The organism is Alcaligenes sp. WGS1538 (assembly GCF_043187505.1).
GTDB lineage: Bacteria > Pseudomonadota > Gammaproteobacteria > Burkholderiales > Burkholderiaceae_B > Alcaligenes.
Window position 1 is genome coordinate 2707957 of sequence record NZ_CP171109.1, and the last position, 13149, is coordinate 2721105.

A 13149-nucleotide genomic window follows, 5' to 3' on the forward strand; every position below is an offset into this window, starting at 1 on the left:
CGTCCATGAAAAAAATCCCCGTAGACCTGCGGTTTACGGGGATTTTATCTGCCTGGGCCGGCGTGAACGTCTTACACGTCCAGCCTGAACCAGTTCAGCACCGCGTCCAGCGGCGAATGATTCAGGGCGAAGCGGGCCTGCTCCTGGACCACGGGCTTGGCCCGGTATGCAACGGCATACTTGGCCTTGGCCAGCATCAGCAGATCATTGGCGCCATCGCCCATGGCGATGCACTGCTCGGGGCCCGCGCCCAGCTCGGCGGCAAGCTCCTGCAGGAAACGCGCCTTGGCCTGTCCGTCCACGATATCGCCCAGCACCTTGCCGGTCAGCACGCCATCGACGACTTCCAGCGTATTGGAATAGGCATAGCTCAGGCTCAGGCGGTCCTTCATGCGTTCCGTGAAGAAGGTGAAGCCGCCGGATACCAGCAGCGTCTTGACGCCGTGCGCGTGCGCCGCGGCCACCAGCCGCTCGGCGCCGGGGTTGGGCTGCAGGCGCTCTTCATAGACGCGCGCCAGGTCATTCACCGTCACGCCTTCCAGAAACGCCACCCGGCGGATCAGGCTCTCCGAGAAATCCTTGATCTCCCCGCGCATGGCGGCTTCGGTAATGGTGGCGACCTGTTCCTTGCGGCCCGCCATGTCGGCGATCTCGTCGATGCACTCGATATTGATCAGTGTGGAGTCCATGTCCATCGCCAGCACGCGCATCTCCTTCAGCCGGTCGATCTGGTCCAGGAAAGCAAAGTCCATGCGGGCCTCCTGGCACAGGGCCTGGACCTGCGGCTTCTGCTGCACGTCGGCGCCCAACAGGCGCACGGCCGTCGGCCCCAGTTCCTGGACGCCGTCCGCCTGCACCAGCGCGGCGATTTTTTCGATGATGGCGCCATCCAGGCGCGGCCCCTGAAGAATGAGATGAGACATCAATACGTCCACGAAACAAATAAACGGGGCGCGCGCGGCGAGCCCAAAAAAGCCCCCACGCTGCGCCTTCGGCTTGCTGCCCCCCCGAGGGGGCGCTTTTTGCCTTGGGGCGGCCCGGCGGCAAAAAAGCCCCCACGCTGCGCCTTCGGCTTGCTGCCCCCCGAGGGGGCGCTTTTTGCCTTGGGGCGGCCCGGCGGCAAAAAAAGCCCCCACGCTGCGCCTTCGGCTTGCTGCCCCCCAAGGGGGCGCTTTTTACCTTAGGGCGGCCCGGCGGCAAAAAAAGCCCCCACGCTGCGCCTTCGGCTTGCTGCCCCCCGAGGGGGCGCTTTTTGCCTTGGGGCGGCCCGGCGGCAAAAAAAGCCCTCACGCTGCACCTTCGGCTTGCTGCCCCCGAGGGGGCGCTTTTTGCCTTGGGCGGTCCGGCGCTCCGGCTGCCCGGCGGCAAAAAATTGCTATTGTATCGCGCCGGCAGAGGGAAACGACACCCGGCCGGAGCGACTTCCCGCAGGGCGGCTTTCCGCAGGGCGGCTTCCCGCGGCGTAGGCGTCGGTTTTCAGCCCGGACTCATCCTGCTACGATGAAGCACACAGGAAAACAAGGACTCTTCTATGTACGTCTGGCCCAACAATACTTTGCTGGATCTGCTGAACATCGAACATCCCATCGTCCAGGCTCCCATGGCCGGCGCCCAGGACAGCGCCCTGGCCATCGCCGTGGCGCGCGCAGGCGGACTGGGCTCCTTGCCCTGCGCCATGCTCAGCGTGGACCAGATACGCGAACAGGTAAGCCTGTTCCGCCAGGCCACCGATCGCCCCTTGAACCTGAACTTCTTCTGCCACCAGGACCAGCGCCTGGAGCCTGAAGCGCTGCAGGAATGGCGGCTGCGCCTGATGCCCTACTATCAAGAGTACGGACTGGACCCGAACCAGGAGCTGCCCAAGGCCTCGCGCGCGCCCTTCTCGCCGGCGCATGCGGATCTGCTGGAAGAACTTCGTCCTGAGGCCGTCAGCTTTCATTTCGGCCTGCCCTCGCCCGATCTGCTCGAGCGCGTCAAGCAGGCGGGCGCACTGACGATGGCCAGCGCCACCACCGTGGCCGAAGCCATCTGGCTGCAGGAGCACGGCGCCGACGTCATCATTGCCCAGGGTTCGGAGGCCGGCGGCCATCGCGGCCTGTTCCTGGGCGAGAATGTCTCCACCCAGGTCGGCAGCCTGGCCCTGCTGCCGCAGATTGCGGATGCCGTGGACAAGCCCGTCATCGCGGCGGGGGGCATTGCCGACGGACGCGGCATCGCCGCCGCATTCGCGCTGGGCGCCTGCGCCGCCCAGATCGGCACGGCCTACCTGTTCTGTCCTGAATCCAAGATCAGCGAATTGCACCGCAAGGCGCTGAACAACAGCACCTCGGACAGCACCGCCATCACCAATCTGTTCTCGGGCCGTCCGGCGCGCAGCATACGCACCCGGCTGATGGATGAGATCGGCCCCCTGGACGCCAGCGCGCCTGTCTTTCCGCACGCCGGCTCCGCACTCAGCCCTTTGCGCATCGAAGCCGAAAAACAGGGCCGCAGCGACTTCACCTCGCTCTGGAGCGGACAGGCCGCCTCGCTCGGGCGGCGCCTTCCCGCCGAGCAGCTGACACTGGTGCTGGCCCAGGAAGCCCAGGGCGTCTGCAAGCGCCTGGGCGTGGCCGGCGCGCCCCATGCCCCGCTGGGCGGACGATGATCCCGACCGGCCATAAAAAAACCCGCATGCGTTGCGGGTTTTTTTATGGCGGATCAGCCGGCTTATTCGAACTTGCCCTTGGGATGGCGCATCAGGTAGCGATACACATAGCCTGGATAGGCCAGCACCAGGAACAAGGCGAAGGTGATGGTGTAGAACACCCAGGTCTGGCTGAAGGGATTGCCGATGCTGGCTTCGAAGGCGAAGCCCAGGGCGCCGACGATGCCGTAGAACGCACACACTTCCAGCAAGCGGAAGAAAAAGCTCTTGTGGACATTCTGGCCTCGCGCGCGCCAGGCCGGGAAGTAGAACACCGCCGCGGCCACAGCCAGCGCCAGCGCCACCTTGCCCAGCATGGCGGGCGTGGAGCTCAGGCCCGAGCTGCGGCCGATCAGGCTGTAGATGCCCAGGCCCAGCGACGTCACCACGGCCAGGAAAGCCACACCGCTGAGCAACTGCAGCCAGGCGGGACGCGGCGCTTCTCCCCGCGCGGACCAAGGCAGAACCAGCAAGGGTTTCTCCACGAAGAACGGCAGATTGGCCGTGATCAGCGAAAGAACGATCAACACCCAGATGGAAAGGCTTTGGTCCATGTCGTCACCTCGATCAGAATTGCAGGGATGCCTGGATCACACGGATGCAGGTGTCCATCAGGCCGCCGGGCAGCAGGCCCAGGCCGATGATCAGCACGCCGTTCACCAGCATGACGGCCTTGGTCAGCAGGCCCGTCGCCAAAGGATGCGCTTCGCCTTCAGGCTCGTCGAAGTAGGCAACCTTGACCACGCGCAGATAGTAGAACGCGCCGATCAGGGACATGACCACGGCGAAGACGGCCAGCCAGATGTAGCCTGCGCCGACCACGGCCTGCAGCACGCTCAGCTTGGCGCCGAAGCCGGCCAGCGGGGGAATGCCCGCCAGCGAGAACATGGACAGCAGCCACACCAGGGCCAGGCCGGGATTGCGGCGGTTCAAGCCCTTCAGGTCGTCGATGTTCTCGCACTCGAAACCGCGGCGGCTCAGCAGCAGGATCAGGCCGAAGGTGCTCAGCGTGGTGAGCACGTAGATCACGACGTAGAACAAGGAAGCGCCGTAGGCCTGGGCGCTGGTCTGGCCGTCGAAGACGCCGGCCAGCAGGCCCAGCAGGATGAAGCCCATGTGCGAGATGGTGGAATAAGCCAGCATCCGCTTGAGGTTCTTCTGCACGATGGCGGTCAGGTTGCCCAGCGCCAGCGACACCACGGCCAGCACCAGCAGCATGGGCTGCCAGTCCACGGCGATGCCGTGCAGGCCTTCGACCAGGAAACGCAGGGTCACGGCAAAGGCCGCCAGCTTGGGAGCCGCGCCGATGATCAGGGTGACCGTGGTGGGCGCGCCCTGGTAGACGTCGGGTGTCCACATATGGAAGGGAGCGGCGGTCAGCTTGAAGGCCAGGCCCGAGACCACGAACACCACGCCGAACACCAGGGCCAGGCGCTCGGCCTTGCCCGAGCCGACGACTTCGGCGATGCGGGTCAGTTCCAGATGGCCGGTGGCGCCGTAGATCATGGACATGCCGTACAGCAGCACGCCGGAGGCCAGCGCGCCCAGCACGAAGTACTTCATGGCGGCTTCGATGGACTGGCGATGCTCGCGGCGCAGGGCCACCAGGGCGTACAAGGCGAAGGACATCAGCTCGACGCCCAGGTAGACCGTCAGCATGCTGTTGGCCGAGATCATGATCATCTGGCCCAGCAGCGCCATCAGCGACAGAGTGTACAGCTCGCCGCCGCGATCCAGCATGTCGCGCTGCTCGGCGTAGTCACGGCCGTAGATCAGGGTGACGGCTACGGCCGCGCAGGACAGCAGCTTCAGGAAGTGGGACAGCTCGTCCACCACGAACAGACCGCCGAACGTGGTGCCGGTCATGCCCTGCGACCACTGCCAGGCGACGCCCAGCGCGACCACCACCAGCGTGCCCAGGCTGAGCACGAAGGTATTGTGGCGCTGCTTGTGCGCGCTGAAGGAGTCGAAAATCAGCACACACGAGGCCAGAACCAGGAGCAGAATCTCAGGCAGGGCCAGAGAAAAGTTGAAGGTAGTTTCCATAGTGTTTCGGCCTACAGTTTCGAGATGGAGACGTGTTGCAGCAACGCTTCAACCGAAACGTGCATGACATCGGTGAATGGTTTTGGATAAACACCCATACCCAACACAGCAATCGCCATTACGCCAAGAACGAAGAACTCGCGGCTGCTCAGATCGCTCATGCCCGCAACGTTCTCGTTGCCCACGGGACCGAAGGCCACGCGCTTGAGCATCCACAGCGAATAGGCCGCGCCGGTGATCAGGGCCGTGGCCGTCAGCAGGCCGATCCAGAAGTTGTGCTGGACCGCACCCATGATGACGGTGAATTCGCCGATGAAGCCGCTGGTGCCGGGCAGGCCGCTGTTGGCCATGGAGAACAGCACGAAGAACGTCACGAAACGGGGCATCACGTTGACCACGCCGCCGTAGTCGGCGATGCGGCGGGTATGCAGGCGGTCGTACAGCACGCCGATGCACAGGAACATCGCGCCGGACACGAAGCCGTGCGAGATCATCTGCATGATCGCGCCTTCCATGCCGGTCGTGTTGAACACGAAGAAGCCCAGGGTGACGAAGCCCATGTGCGCCACGGACGAATACGCCACCAGCTTCTTCATGTCGTCCTGGACGATGGCGACCAGGCCGATGTAGATCACGGCCACCAGGGACAGCGCGATGATGATGCCGGCCAGGCCCTGGGACGCATCGGGGGCGATGGGCAGGGAGAAGCGCAGGAAGCCATAGGCGCCCAGCTTCAGCATGATGGCGGCCAGCACCACGGAACCGCCGGTGGGCGCTTCCACGTGGGCGTCAGGCAGCCAGGTGTGCACGGGCCACATGGGCACCTTCACGGCGAAGGCCATGAACAGGGCCACGAAGATCAGCACCTGGGCGGTGTAGCCCAGCTTGGTGTCGTGCCAGGTCAGGATGTCGAAGGTGCCGCCGGACACGTTCCACAGGTAGATGAACGCGATCAGGGTCAGCAGCGAGCCCAGCAGCGTGTACAGGAAGAACTTGATCGCGGCGTACACGCGGTTCGGACCGCCCCACACGCCGATGATCAGGTACATCGGAATCAGGGTGGCTTCGAAGAACACGTAGAACAGCAGGCCGTCCAGGGCCGCGAACACGCCGACCATCAATCCCGACAGGATGAGGAAGGCGCCCATGTACTGGGCCACGCGGCTGGTGATCACCTGCCAGCCGGCCAGCACCACGATGACCGTGATGAAGGCCGTCAGCAGCACGAACCACATGGAGATGCCGTCCACGCCCAGGTGGTAGTTGACCTTGAAGGCATCGATCCAGGGAGCCAGCTCGACGAACTGCATGTCGGCCGTGCCCGGATTGAAGCCGGTGTACAGGGGGATGGTGACAATCAGGCCGGCAATCGAACCCAGCAGGGCCAGCCAGCGGGTGAACTCGGGACGGTCGTCGCGTCCCAGAGCCAGCACCAGCAGGCCGGCGACGATGGGTACGAAAATCGCCAGCGTTAACCAAGGAAGAGTAGAAGACGCCATATCGCTAGCCATTTACCGAACCGTCAGTACAAAAAAGGTTAAGAGCGCCATGATGCCGATGATCATGGCGAAGGCGTAATGGTAGACGTAGCCGGATTGCAGGTGACGGCTGATCGCAGCCACCCAGCCCACCACGCGGGCGCTACCATTGACCAGCAGGCCGTCGATCAGGCCGCGGTCGGCGCCTTTCCACAGACCCGTACCCAGGCAGCGGGCGCCGCGAGCCAGCACCTGCTCGTTGAACCAGTCAACGTAGTACTTGTTCTCCAGGATACGGTAGATGAAGGAGCAGTTCTTCTTGATGGCGGCAGGCAGCGCTGGATTGACCAGGTACATGTACCAGGCCACGACGGCGCCGGCCACGACCAGCCAGAACGGCACGGTGGCAAAGCCATGCAGGGCGTAGGCCATCCAGTCGGTCCAGTGATGGGCCAGGGTAGCCATGGCGGGATGATCGGGCAGGACCGTGATCACGCCGTCGAAGAACGAGCCGAACAGCAGCGGATCCACGAACCAGATGCCGGCGAAGATCGATGGAATGGCCAGCAGGACCAGGGGCAGCGTGACGACCCAGGGGGATTCGTGCGGATCGCCGCCATGCGCGTGATGATCGTCATGACCATGATGGTCGTCGTGCTTGACGTCGCGGAAACGCTCCTTGCCGTGGAAGACCAGGAAGTACAGGCGGAAGGAATACAGCGAGGTGACGAACACGCCGATCAGCGTGGCGTAGTAGGCATAGGTGGAACCCCAGATGCCGGCTTCGCGGGCGGCCTCGATGACGTGCTCCTTGGAGTAGAAGCCCGAGAAGAACGGCGTGCCCACCAGGGCCAGGGTGCCGATCAGGAAAGTCAGCCAGGTGATGGGCATGTACTTGCGCAGGCCGCCCATGTTGCGGATGTCCTGGTCGTGGTGCATGCCGATGATGACCGAGCCGGCGCCCAGGAACAGCAGGGCCTTGAAGAAAGCGTGCGTCATCAGGTGGAAGACCGCGGCCGAGTAGGCGGAGGCGCCCAGCGCGACGGTCATGTAGCCCAGCTGCGACAGCGTGGAATAGGCCACGACGCGCTTGACGTCGTTCTGGATGATGCCCAGCAGGCCCAGGAACAGCGCGCCGGTGGCGCCGATCACGATGATGAAGGACAGCGCGGTGGTCGACTGTTCGAACACGGGCGAGAAGCGGGCGACCATGAAGATGCCGGCCGTCACCATGGTGGCGGCGTGGATCAGCGCGGAGATCGGGGTGGGACCTTCCATGGAGTCAGGCAGCCAGCTGTGCAGCGGGACCTGGGCGGATTTGCCCATGGCGCCCACGAACAGGGCCAGAGCCGCCACGGTCAGCAGCTGCCAGTCCGTGCCGGGGAAGGTCATGGCGCTCAGCTCCTGGACCTTGGCGAACACGTCCGAGTAGTTCATGGAGCCGGTGTAGGCGTACAGCAGGCCGATGCCCAGGGCGAAGCCGAAGTCGCCGACGCGGTTGACCAGGAATGCCTTCATGTTGGCGAAGATCGCGGTCTTGCGCTCGTACCAGAAACCGATCAGCAGGTAGGAGACCAGGCCCACGGCTTCCCAGCCGAAGAACAGCTGGAGCATGTTGTTGGACATGACCAGCATCAGCATGGAGAAGGTGAACAGCGAGATGTAGGAGAAGAAGCGCTGGTAGCCCGGATCGTCCTTCATGTAGCCGATGGTGTAGATGTGCACCATCAGCGACACGGAAGTCACCACCACCATCATCAGGGCGGTCAGCTGGTCGATCAGAAAGCCGATGTCCCACTTGATGCTGCCTATGGTGATCCAGGTGTAGACGGAGCCGTTGAAGGTCTGGCCGTCGAGCACCTGGAACAGCACGGTGACCGAACCGATGAAGGAGATCAGCACGCCGGCGATGGTGATCAGGTGGGCGCCGGTCTTGCCGATGATCCGCCCCAGAAAGCCGGTGCCAAACAGGCCGGCCAGCGCAGCTCCCGCCAGGGGAGCAAGCGCAATCGTCAGATAAAGATTTATGGAGTTCATTGTTGTGCTATCCCATCAACCCTTGAGCTGGTCGAGATCCTCGACATTGATCGAATTCAGATTGCGGAACAGCAATACGAGAATCGCGAGACCAATCGCCGCCTCGGCCGCAGCGACCGTCAGGACGAAGAAGACGAACACCTGCCCGGCCGCATCCCCCATCCAGGTGGAGAAGGCGACGAAGTTCATGTTGGCGGACAGAAGGATCAATTCCACCGACATCAGCAGGATGATCAGGTTGCGGCGGTTCAGGAAGAAGCCGAACAGTCCGATCGTGAACAGCACGGCGCTCAGGACGAGATAGTGCGCAAGCGACAGCGTCATCATCATTTGTCTCCTGGAACGACGGCGTCAGCCGAACTGGATACCGACGGCTTTTCGGTTTGGGCGGGCATGGACACCAGGCGCACGCGATCCTGTGCGCGCACCTTGACCTGCTGGCCGGGGACGGTGCGTTTCACGCCGTCGCGCTTGCGCAGCGTGAGGGCAATGGCCGAAATCATGCCGACCAGCAGCACGATGCCGCCGATCAGGACGGCCAGGACGTACTGCGAGTACATCAGTTCGCCGATGACGCGGGTGTTGTTGTAGTCCTCGGGCATGACGGCGGCCGGACCGGCCTTGAGCCACAACTGGGTCAGGACGAAGCCCATCTCCAGGATCATGATGGCGCCGATCAGCAGGCCCAGGGGAATGTAGGCCTTGAACTTGGTGGCTACCGACTCCTGGCGCACGTCCAGCATCATGATGACGAACAGGAACATGACCATCACGGCGCCCACGTACACCACCACCAGCAGCAGCGACAGGAACTCGGCGCCCATCAGCATCCACAGCATGGCGGCCGTGAAGAAGGCCAGGATCAGGTGCAGCACGGCGGTCACCGGGTTGCTGGCGGAGATCACGCGGAACGCGGCCACCACCAGCACCAGCGCCAGCACATAGAACAGAACAGTAGTAAATAACATGTGTGTAGAGCTCCGGCCTTAGCGATAAGGTGCGTCTGCGGCGCGACGACGAGCGATCTCGTCCTCGTAGCGGTCGCCAATGGCCAGCAGCATGTCCTTGGTGTAGTACAGGTCGCCGCGCTTTTCACCGTGGTATTCGTGAATGTGCGTTTCCACGATCGAATCGACCGGGCAGCTTTCTTCACAGAAACCACAGAAAATGCACTTGGCCAGGTCGATGTCGTAGCGCGTGGTGCGGCGCGTGCCGTCCTCGCGTTCGGCCGACTCGATGGAGATGGCCAAGGCCGGGCACACGGCTTCGCACAGCTTGCAGGCAATGCAGCGCTCTTCGCCGTTGGCGTAGCGGCGCAAGGCGTGCAGGCCGCGGAAACGCGGCGAAGTCGGCGTCTTTTCCAGCGGGTAGCGCAGGGTCACCTTGCGCTTGAAGAAATACTTGCCGGTCAGGCGCATGCCCTTGAGCATTTCGGACAGCATCAGGCTGCCAAAGAAATCTTTGATTGCTTCCATAATCTTGCCCCTTAGCCTTACTGCCAGATGTTCCATGGCGTCTGCATCCAGATCGCCACGATCAACAGCCACACACCCGTCAGAGGGATGAACACTTTCCAGCCCAGACGCATGATCTGGTCATAGCGGTAACGGGGGAACGTTGCGCGGAACCAGATGAACATGGAGACCACGACGAAGGTCTTCAGACCCAGCCACAGCCAGCCCGGGATCCAGGTGAAGGGCGCGAACTCGACGATGGGAGTCCAGCCGCCCAGGAACATGATGGAGGCCAGGGCCGACAACAGGATCATGTTGGCGTATTCGCCCAGGAAGAACAGGGCGAAGCCCATGCCCGAATATTCCACCATGGGACCGGCCACGATTTCCGACTCGCCCTCCACCACGTCGAAGGGGTGGCGGTTGGTTTCGGCCACGGACGAGATCACGTAGATCACGAACAGCGGCAGCAGCGGCAGCCAGTTCCAGGACAGGAAGTTCAGGCCCTTGTCCGCGAAGTAGCCCTGCGTCTGGCCGGTCACGATGCCCGACAGGTTCAGCGTGCCCGACACCAGCAGCACGGTCACCAGCACGAAGCCGATGGCCAGCTCGTAGGACAGTACCTGGGCCGCGGCGCGCAAGCCGCCCAGCAAGGCGTACTTGGAGTTGGAGGCCCAGCCGGCCACGATCACGCCATACACGCCCAGCGAGGAAATGGCCAGGATGTACAGCAGGCCGGCGTTCACGTTGGCCAGCACGGACTCCGGACCGAAGGGAATCACGGCCCAGGCCGCCAGGGCGGGCATCAGCGTGACCACGGGGGCCAGGATGTAGAGCGTCTTGTTGGACTTGGCCGGAACGATCAGTTCCTTGGTCAGCAGCTTGAACACGTCGGCGAACGGCTGCAGCAGGCCGCGGTAACCCACGCGTGTGGGTCCCAGGCGCACGTGCATGAAGCCGATCATCTTGCGTTCCCAGTAGGTCAGGTAGGCCACGCACAGGATGATGGGCACGGCGATGACCACGATCTTGATCAGCGTCCAGACCACGTACCAGGCGGTGGGGCCGAGCAGTTCGGTGCCGAAGTTGTTGATGACAGAGAGAAATTCCATGTTATGCACGCTCCACTGTCAGTTGACCGAATGCGCTGCCCAGTGCGGCGGTTTCAGGGAAAGCCGTGGCCACGCGCACCGACGATGGCGCCACGGTGTCGTCCAGCTGGGCTGGCAGGGTGGCTTCGCCTTGCGAGGAGCGGACGCGCACCAGATCGCCGTCGGCCAGGCCCAGCTGGGCCAGGGTGGCGGCGGCCATGCGGGCGCGCGGCGCGGCCGAAGCCGGCGTCTCCTGCAGGGGAGCCGAACGGCGCACCAGGGCGTCGCTGCGGTAGATGGGCACGTCGGCGACGCGCTCCAGGCCGCTGGCGGCTGCCACGACCGAAGGGGCCAGCTTGATCTGGTTGGACAGGCGCGATTCCACGCCGGCGGCCATGACGGAGTCACGTACCGATTCGGAGGTCTCGTCATCGAAGCCGTCGAGCTGGAACAGATTGCCCAGCACGCGCAGCACCTTCCAGCCCGGACGGGTGTCGCCCAGGGGAGCGGCGGCGCCCTTGAAGCTCTGCACGCGGCCTTCGGCGTTCACGAAGGTGCCGGAGGTTTCGGTGAAGGGAGAAACCGGCAGCATGACGTCGGCCCAGGCCTCGGCGGCCGAGCGGTAGGACGTCAGGGCCACGGAGAACGTGGCGGACTTCAGGGTTTCCACGGCGCGCTCGCCCAGATCGCTGTCCAGGGCGGGTTCGACGTTCAGCACCAGGTAGGCGCGCAGGGATTGCGCCAGCATCTGTTCGGCGGTCAGGCCGCCCTTGCCCGGCACGGCATTGGCCAGGTAGCCGCCCACGGTGTTGCCGCCGGCGGTCAGAAAGCCCAGCTTGCCGCCGCTGGCCTGTGCGATGGCGGAGGCATTGGCGGCAATGACGCTGGCCTGGTCCGAATTGACGGCCATATTGCCCAGCAGCACGGCCACGCGCTCGCCCGAGGCAAGGCTGTCGGCGATCTGTTGGGCCTGGGCGGAAACCTGCACGCCTTCCAGGCCGGCGGGCACGGCGCTTTCCTTGGACTTGGACACGGCCACCAGGACTTCGGCCAGGGCGTTGGCCAACTGGCTGGGAGCCACGGTGAGACGGCCTGCAATGGCCTGGAACAGCGGATTGTCGGCGGCGGAATCGATGAAGGACACCTGGGCGCCGCGTTTGACGGCCTGACGCAGGCGCTGAGCCATCAGTGGATGGTCCTTGCGCAGGAAGGAGCCCACGACCAGGACGCGATCCAGATTGTTCAGTTCGGCCAGGGGCAGACCCAGCCAGGGCACGCCGGTCAGGGCGCCGTCCAGGCGCGCGTCGGTCTGGCGCAGGCGGAAGTCCACGTTCTCGGTACCTAGGGCGCGGCCCAGGCGGGCCAGCAGCGCCAGTTCTTCCGTGGTGGAGGTGGCCGAGCCGATGCAGCCCAGCTGGTCGGCACCGAACTTCTCGCGCACGGCATTCATGCCCGCGACCACCGTCTGCAGGGCGTCGTTCCAGGACGCCTCGCGCCACTGGCCGTCATCGCCGCGCACCATGGGGTGAGTCAGGCGGTCTTCGGTATACAGGCCTTCGTAGGAGAAACGGTCGCGGTCGCTGATCCAGCACTCGTTGACCTCTTCGTTTTCGAAGGGCACCACGCGCAGCACCTTGTCCATCTTGGCCTGGATCACCAGGTTGGCGCCCACGCTGTCGTGGGGGCTGACGCTGCGGCGGCGGGCCAGTTCCCAGGTACGGGCGTTGAAGCGGAACGGCTTGGAGAGCAGCGCGCCCACGGGACAGACGTCGATCATGTTGCCCGACAGCTCGGATTCGACGGCCTTGCCCACGAAGGTGGTGATTTCAGAGTGTTCGCCACGGTTGAGCATGCCCACTTCCTGCACGCCGGCGATTTCCTCGCCCGTGCGCACGCAGCGGGTGCAGTGGATGCAGCGCTGCATGGCGTCGGTGGAGATCAGCGGTCCCATGGACTTGGGGGCCACCACGCGCTTTTCTTCCTTGTAGCGCGACTCGGAGCCGCCGTAGCCCACGGCCAGGTCCTGCAGCTGGCACTCGCCGCCCTGGTCGCACACGGGGCAATCCAGGGGGTGGTTGATCAGCAGGAACTCCATGACGCTTTTCTGGGCGGCAATGGCTTTTTCCGAACGAGTACGCACGACCATGCCGTTGGTCACGGGCGTGGCGCAGGCCGGCAGCGGCTTGGGCGCTTTTTCCACGTCCACCAGACACATGCGGCAATTGGCGGCAATACTCAGTTTTTTGTGATAACAGAAGTGCGGCACATAGACCCCGGCGTCATGGGCAGCCTGAATGACCATGCTGCCTTCCGGGGCGTCAACTTTAATGCCATCGATGGTGAGTTCTACCATTACG

At 64.0% G+C, this 13149-nt stretch carries 10 protein-coding genes and 2 pseudogenes; 1 reads left to right on the top strand and 11 read right to left on the bottom strand.

Features of this window, described 5'->3' with window-relative positions; genetic code table 11:
- Nucleotides 1-71: 71 nt before the first annotated feature.
- Nucleotides 72-923: a phosphoserine phosphatase SerB gene (gene serB / locus ACF3ND_RS12610; protein ID WP_394060940.1), complete on the bottom strand. Its 852-nt coding sequence runs from the start codon at nucleotides 921-923 to the stop codon at nucleotides 72-74.
- Between the two features lie 608 nt (nucleotides 924-1531).
- Between serB and ACF3ND_RS12615 the strand changes: the two genes are divergently transcribed.
- Nucleotides 1532-2647, top strand: coding sequence for an NAD(P)H-dependent flavin oxidoreductase (locus ACF3ND_RS12615; protein WP_394060942.1), 1116 nt, complete (start codon nucleotides 1532-1534; stop codon nucleotides 2645-2647).
- Between the two features lie 62 nt (nucleotides 2648-2709).
- Here ACF3ND_RS12615 and ACF3ND_RS12620 read toward each other — a convergent pair.
- From ACF3ND_RS12620 to nuoG, 10 genes and pseudogenes are all read right to left on the bottom strand, one after another.
- Nucleotides 2710-2901: pseudogene (locus ACF3ND_RS12620) on the bottom strand (DUF2818 family protein); the annotation flags it as partial.
- Between the two features lie 144 nt (nucleotides 2902-3045).
- A pseudogene (locus tag ACF3ND_RS12625) lies at nucleotides 3046-3240 on the bottom strand (DUF2818 family protein); the annotation flags it as partial.
- A gap of 13 nt (nucleotides 3241-3253) precedes the next feature.
- Nucleotides 3254-4732, bottom strand: coding sequence for an NADH-quinone oxidoreductase subunit NuoN (gene nuoN / locus ACF3ND_RS12630; RefSeq protein WP_394060944.1), 1479 nt, complete (start codon nucleotides 4730-4732; stop codon nucleotides 3254-3256).
- An 11-nt stretch (nucleotides 4733-4743) separates the two neighbouring features.
- Nucleotides 4744-6231, bottom strand: coding sequence for an NADH-quinone oxidoreductase subunit M (locus ACF3ND_RS12635; protein WP_394060946.1), 1488 nt, complete (start codon nucleotides 6229-6231; stop codon nucleotides 4744-4746).
- A gap of 12 nt (nucleotides 6232-6243) precedes the next feature.
- Nucleotides 6244-8247, bottom strand: a complete 2004-nt coding sequence (gene nuoL, locus ACF3ND_RS12640) for an NADH-quinone oxidoreductase subunit L (protein ID WP_394060948.1) — start codon at nucleotides 8245-8247, stop codon at nucleotides 6244-6246.
- A 15-nt stretch (nucleotides 8248-8262) separates the two neighbouring features.
- Nucleotides 8263-8571, bottom strand: a complete 309-nt coding sequence (gene nuoK, locus ACF3ND_RS12645) for an NADH-quinone oxidoreductase subunit NuoK (RefSeq protein WP_394065841.1) — start codon at nucleotides 8569-8571, stop codon at nucleotides 8263-8265.
- Between the two features lie 2 nt (nucleotides 8572-8573).
- The gene (locus tag ACF3ND_RS12650) at nucleotides 8574-9215 is read right to left on the bottom strand and encodes an NADH-quinone oxidoreductase subunit J (RefSeq protein WP_394060950.1); all 642 of its coding nucleotides are present in this window, start codon (nucleotides 9213-9215) and stop codon (nucleotides 8574-8576) included.
- Between the two features lie 18 nt (nucleotides 9216-9233).
- Nucleotides 9234-9722, bottom strand: a complete 489-nt coding sequence (nuoI, locus tag ACF3ND_RS12655) for an NADH-quinone oxidoreductase subunit NuoI (protein WP_394060952.1) — start codon at nucleotides 9720-9722, stop codon at nucleotides 9234-9236.
- Between the two features lie 17 nt (nucleotides 9723-9739).
- Nucleotides 9740-10813 carry an NADH-quinone oxidoreductase subunit NuoH gene (gene nuoH, locus ACF3ND_RS12660; protein WP_394060954.1) on the bottom strand — a complete coding sequence of 358 codons (1074 nt, stop codon included), beginning with the start codon at nucleotides 10811-10813 and terminating at the stop codon, nucleotides 9740-9742.
- 1 nt (nucleotide 10814) lies between these two features.
- Nucleotides 10815-13145, bottom strand: coding sequence for an NADH-quinone oxidoreductase subunit NuoG (gene nuoG / locus ACF3ND_RS12665; protein ID WP_394060956.1), 2331 nt, complete (start codon nucleotides 13143-13145; stop codon nucleotides 10815-10817).
- Nucleotides 13146-13149: the final 4 nt, after the last annotated feature.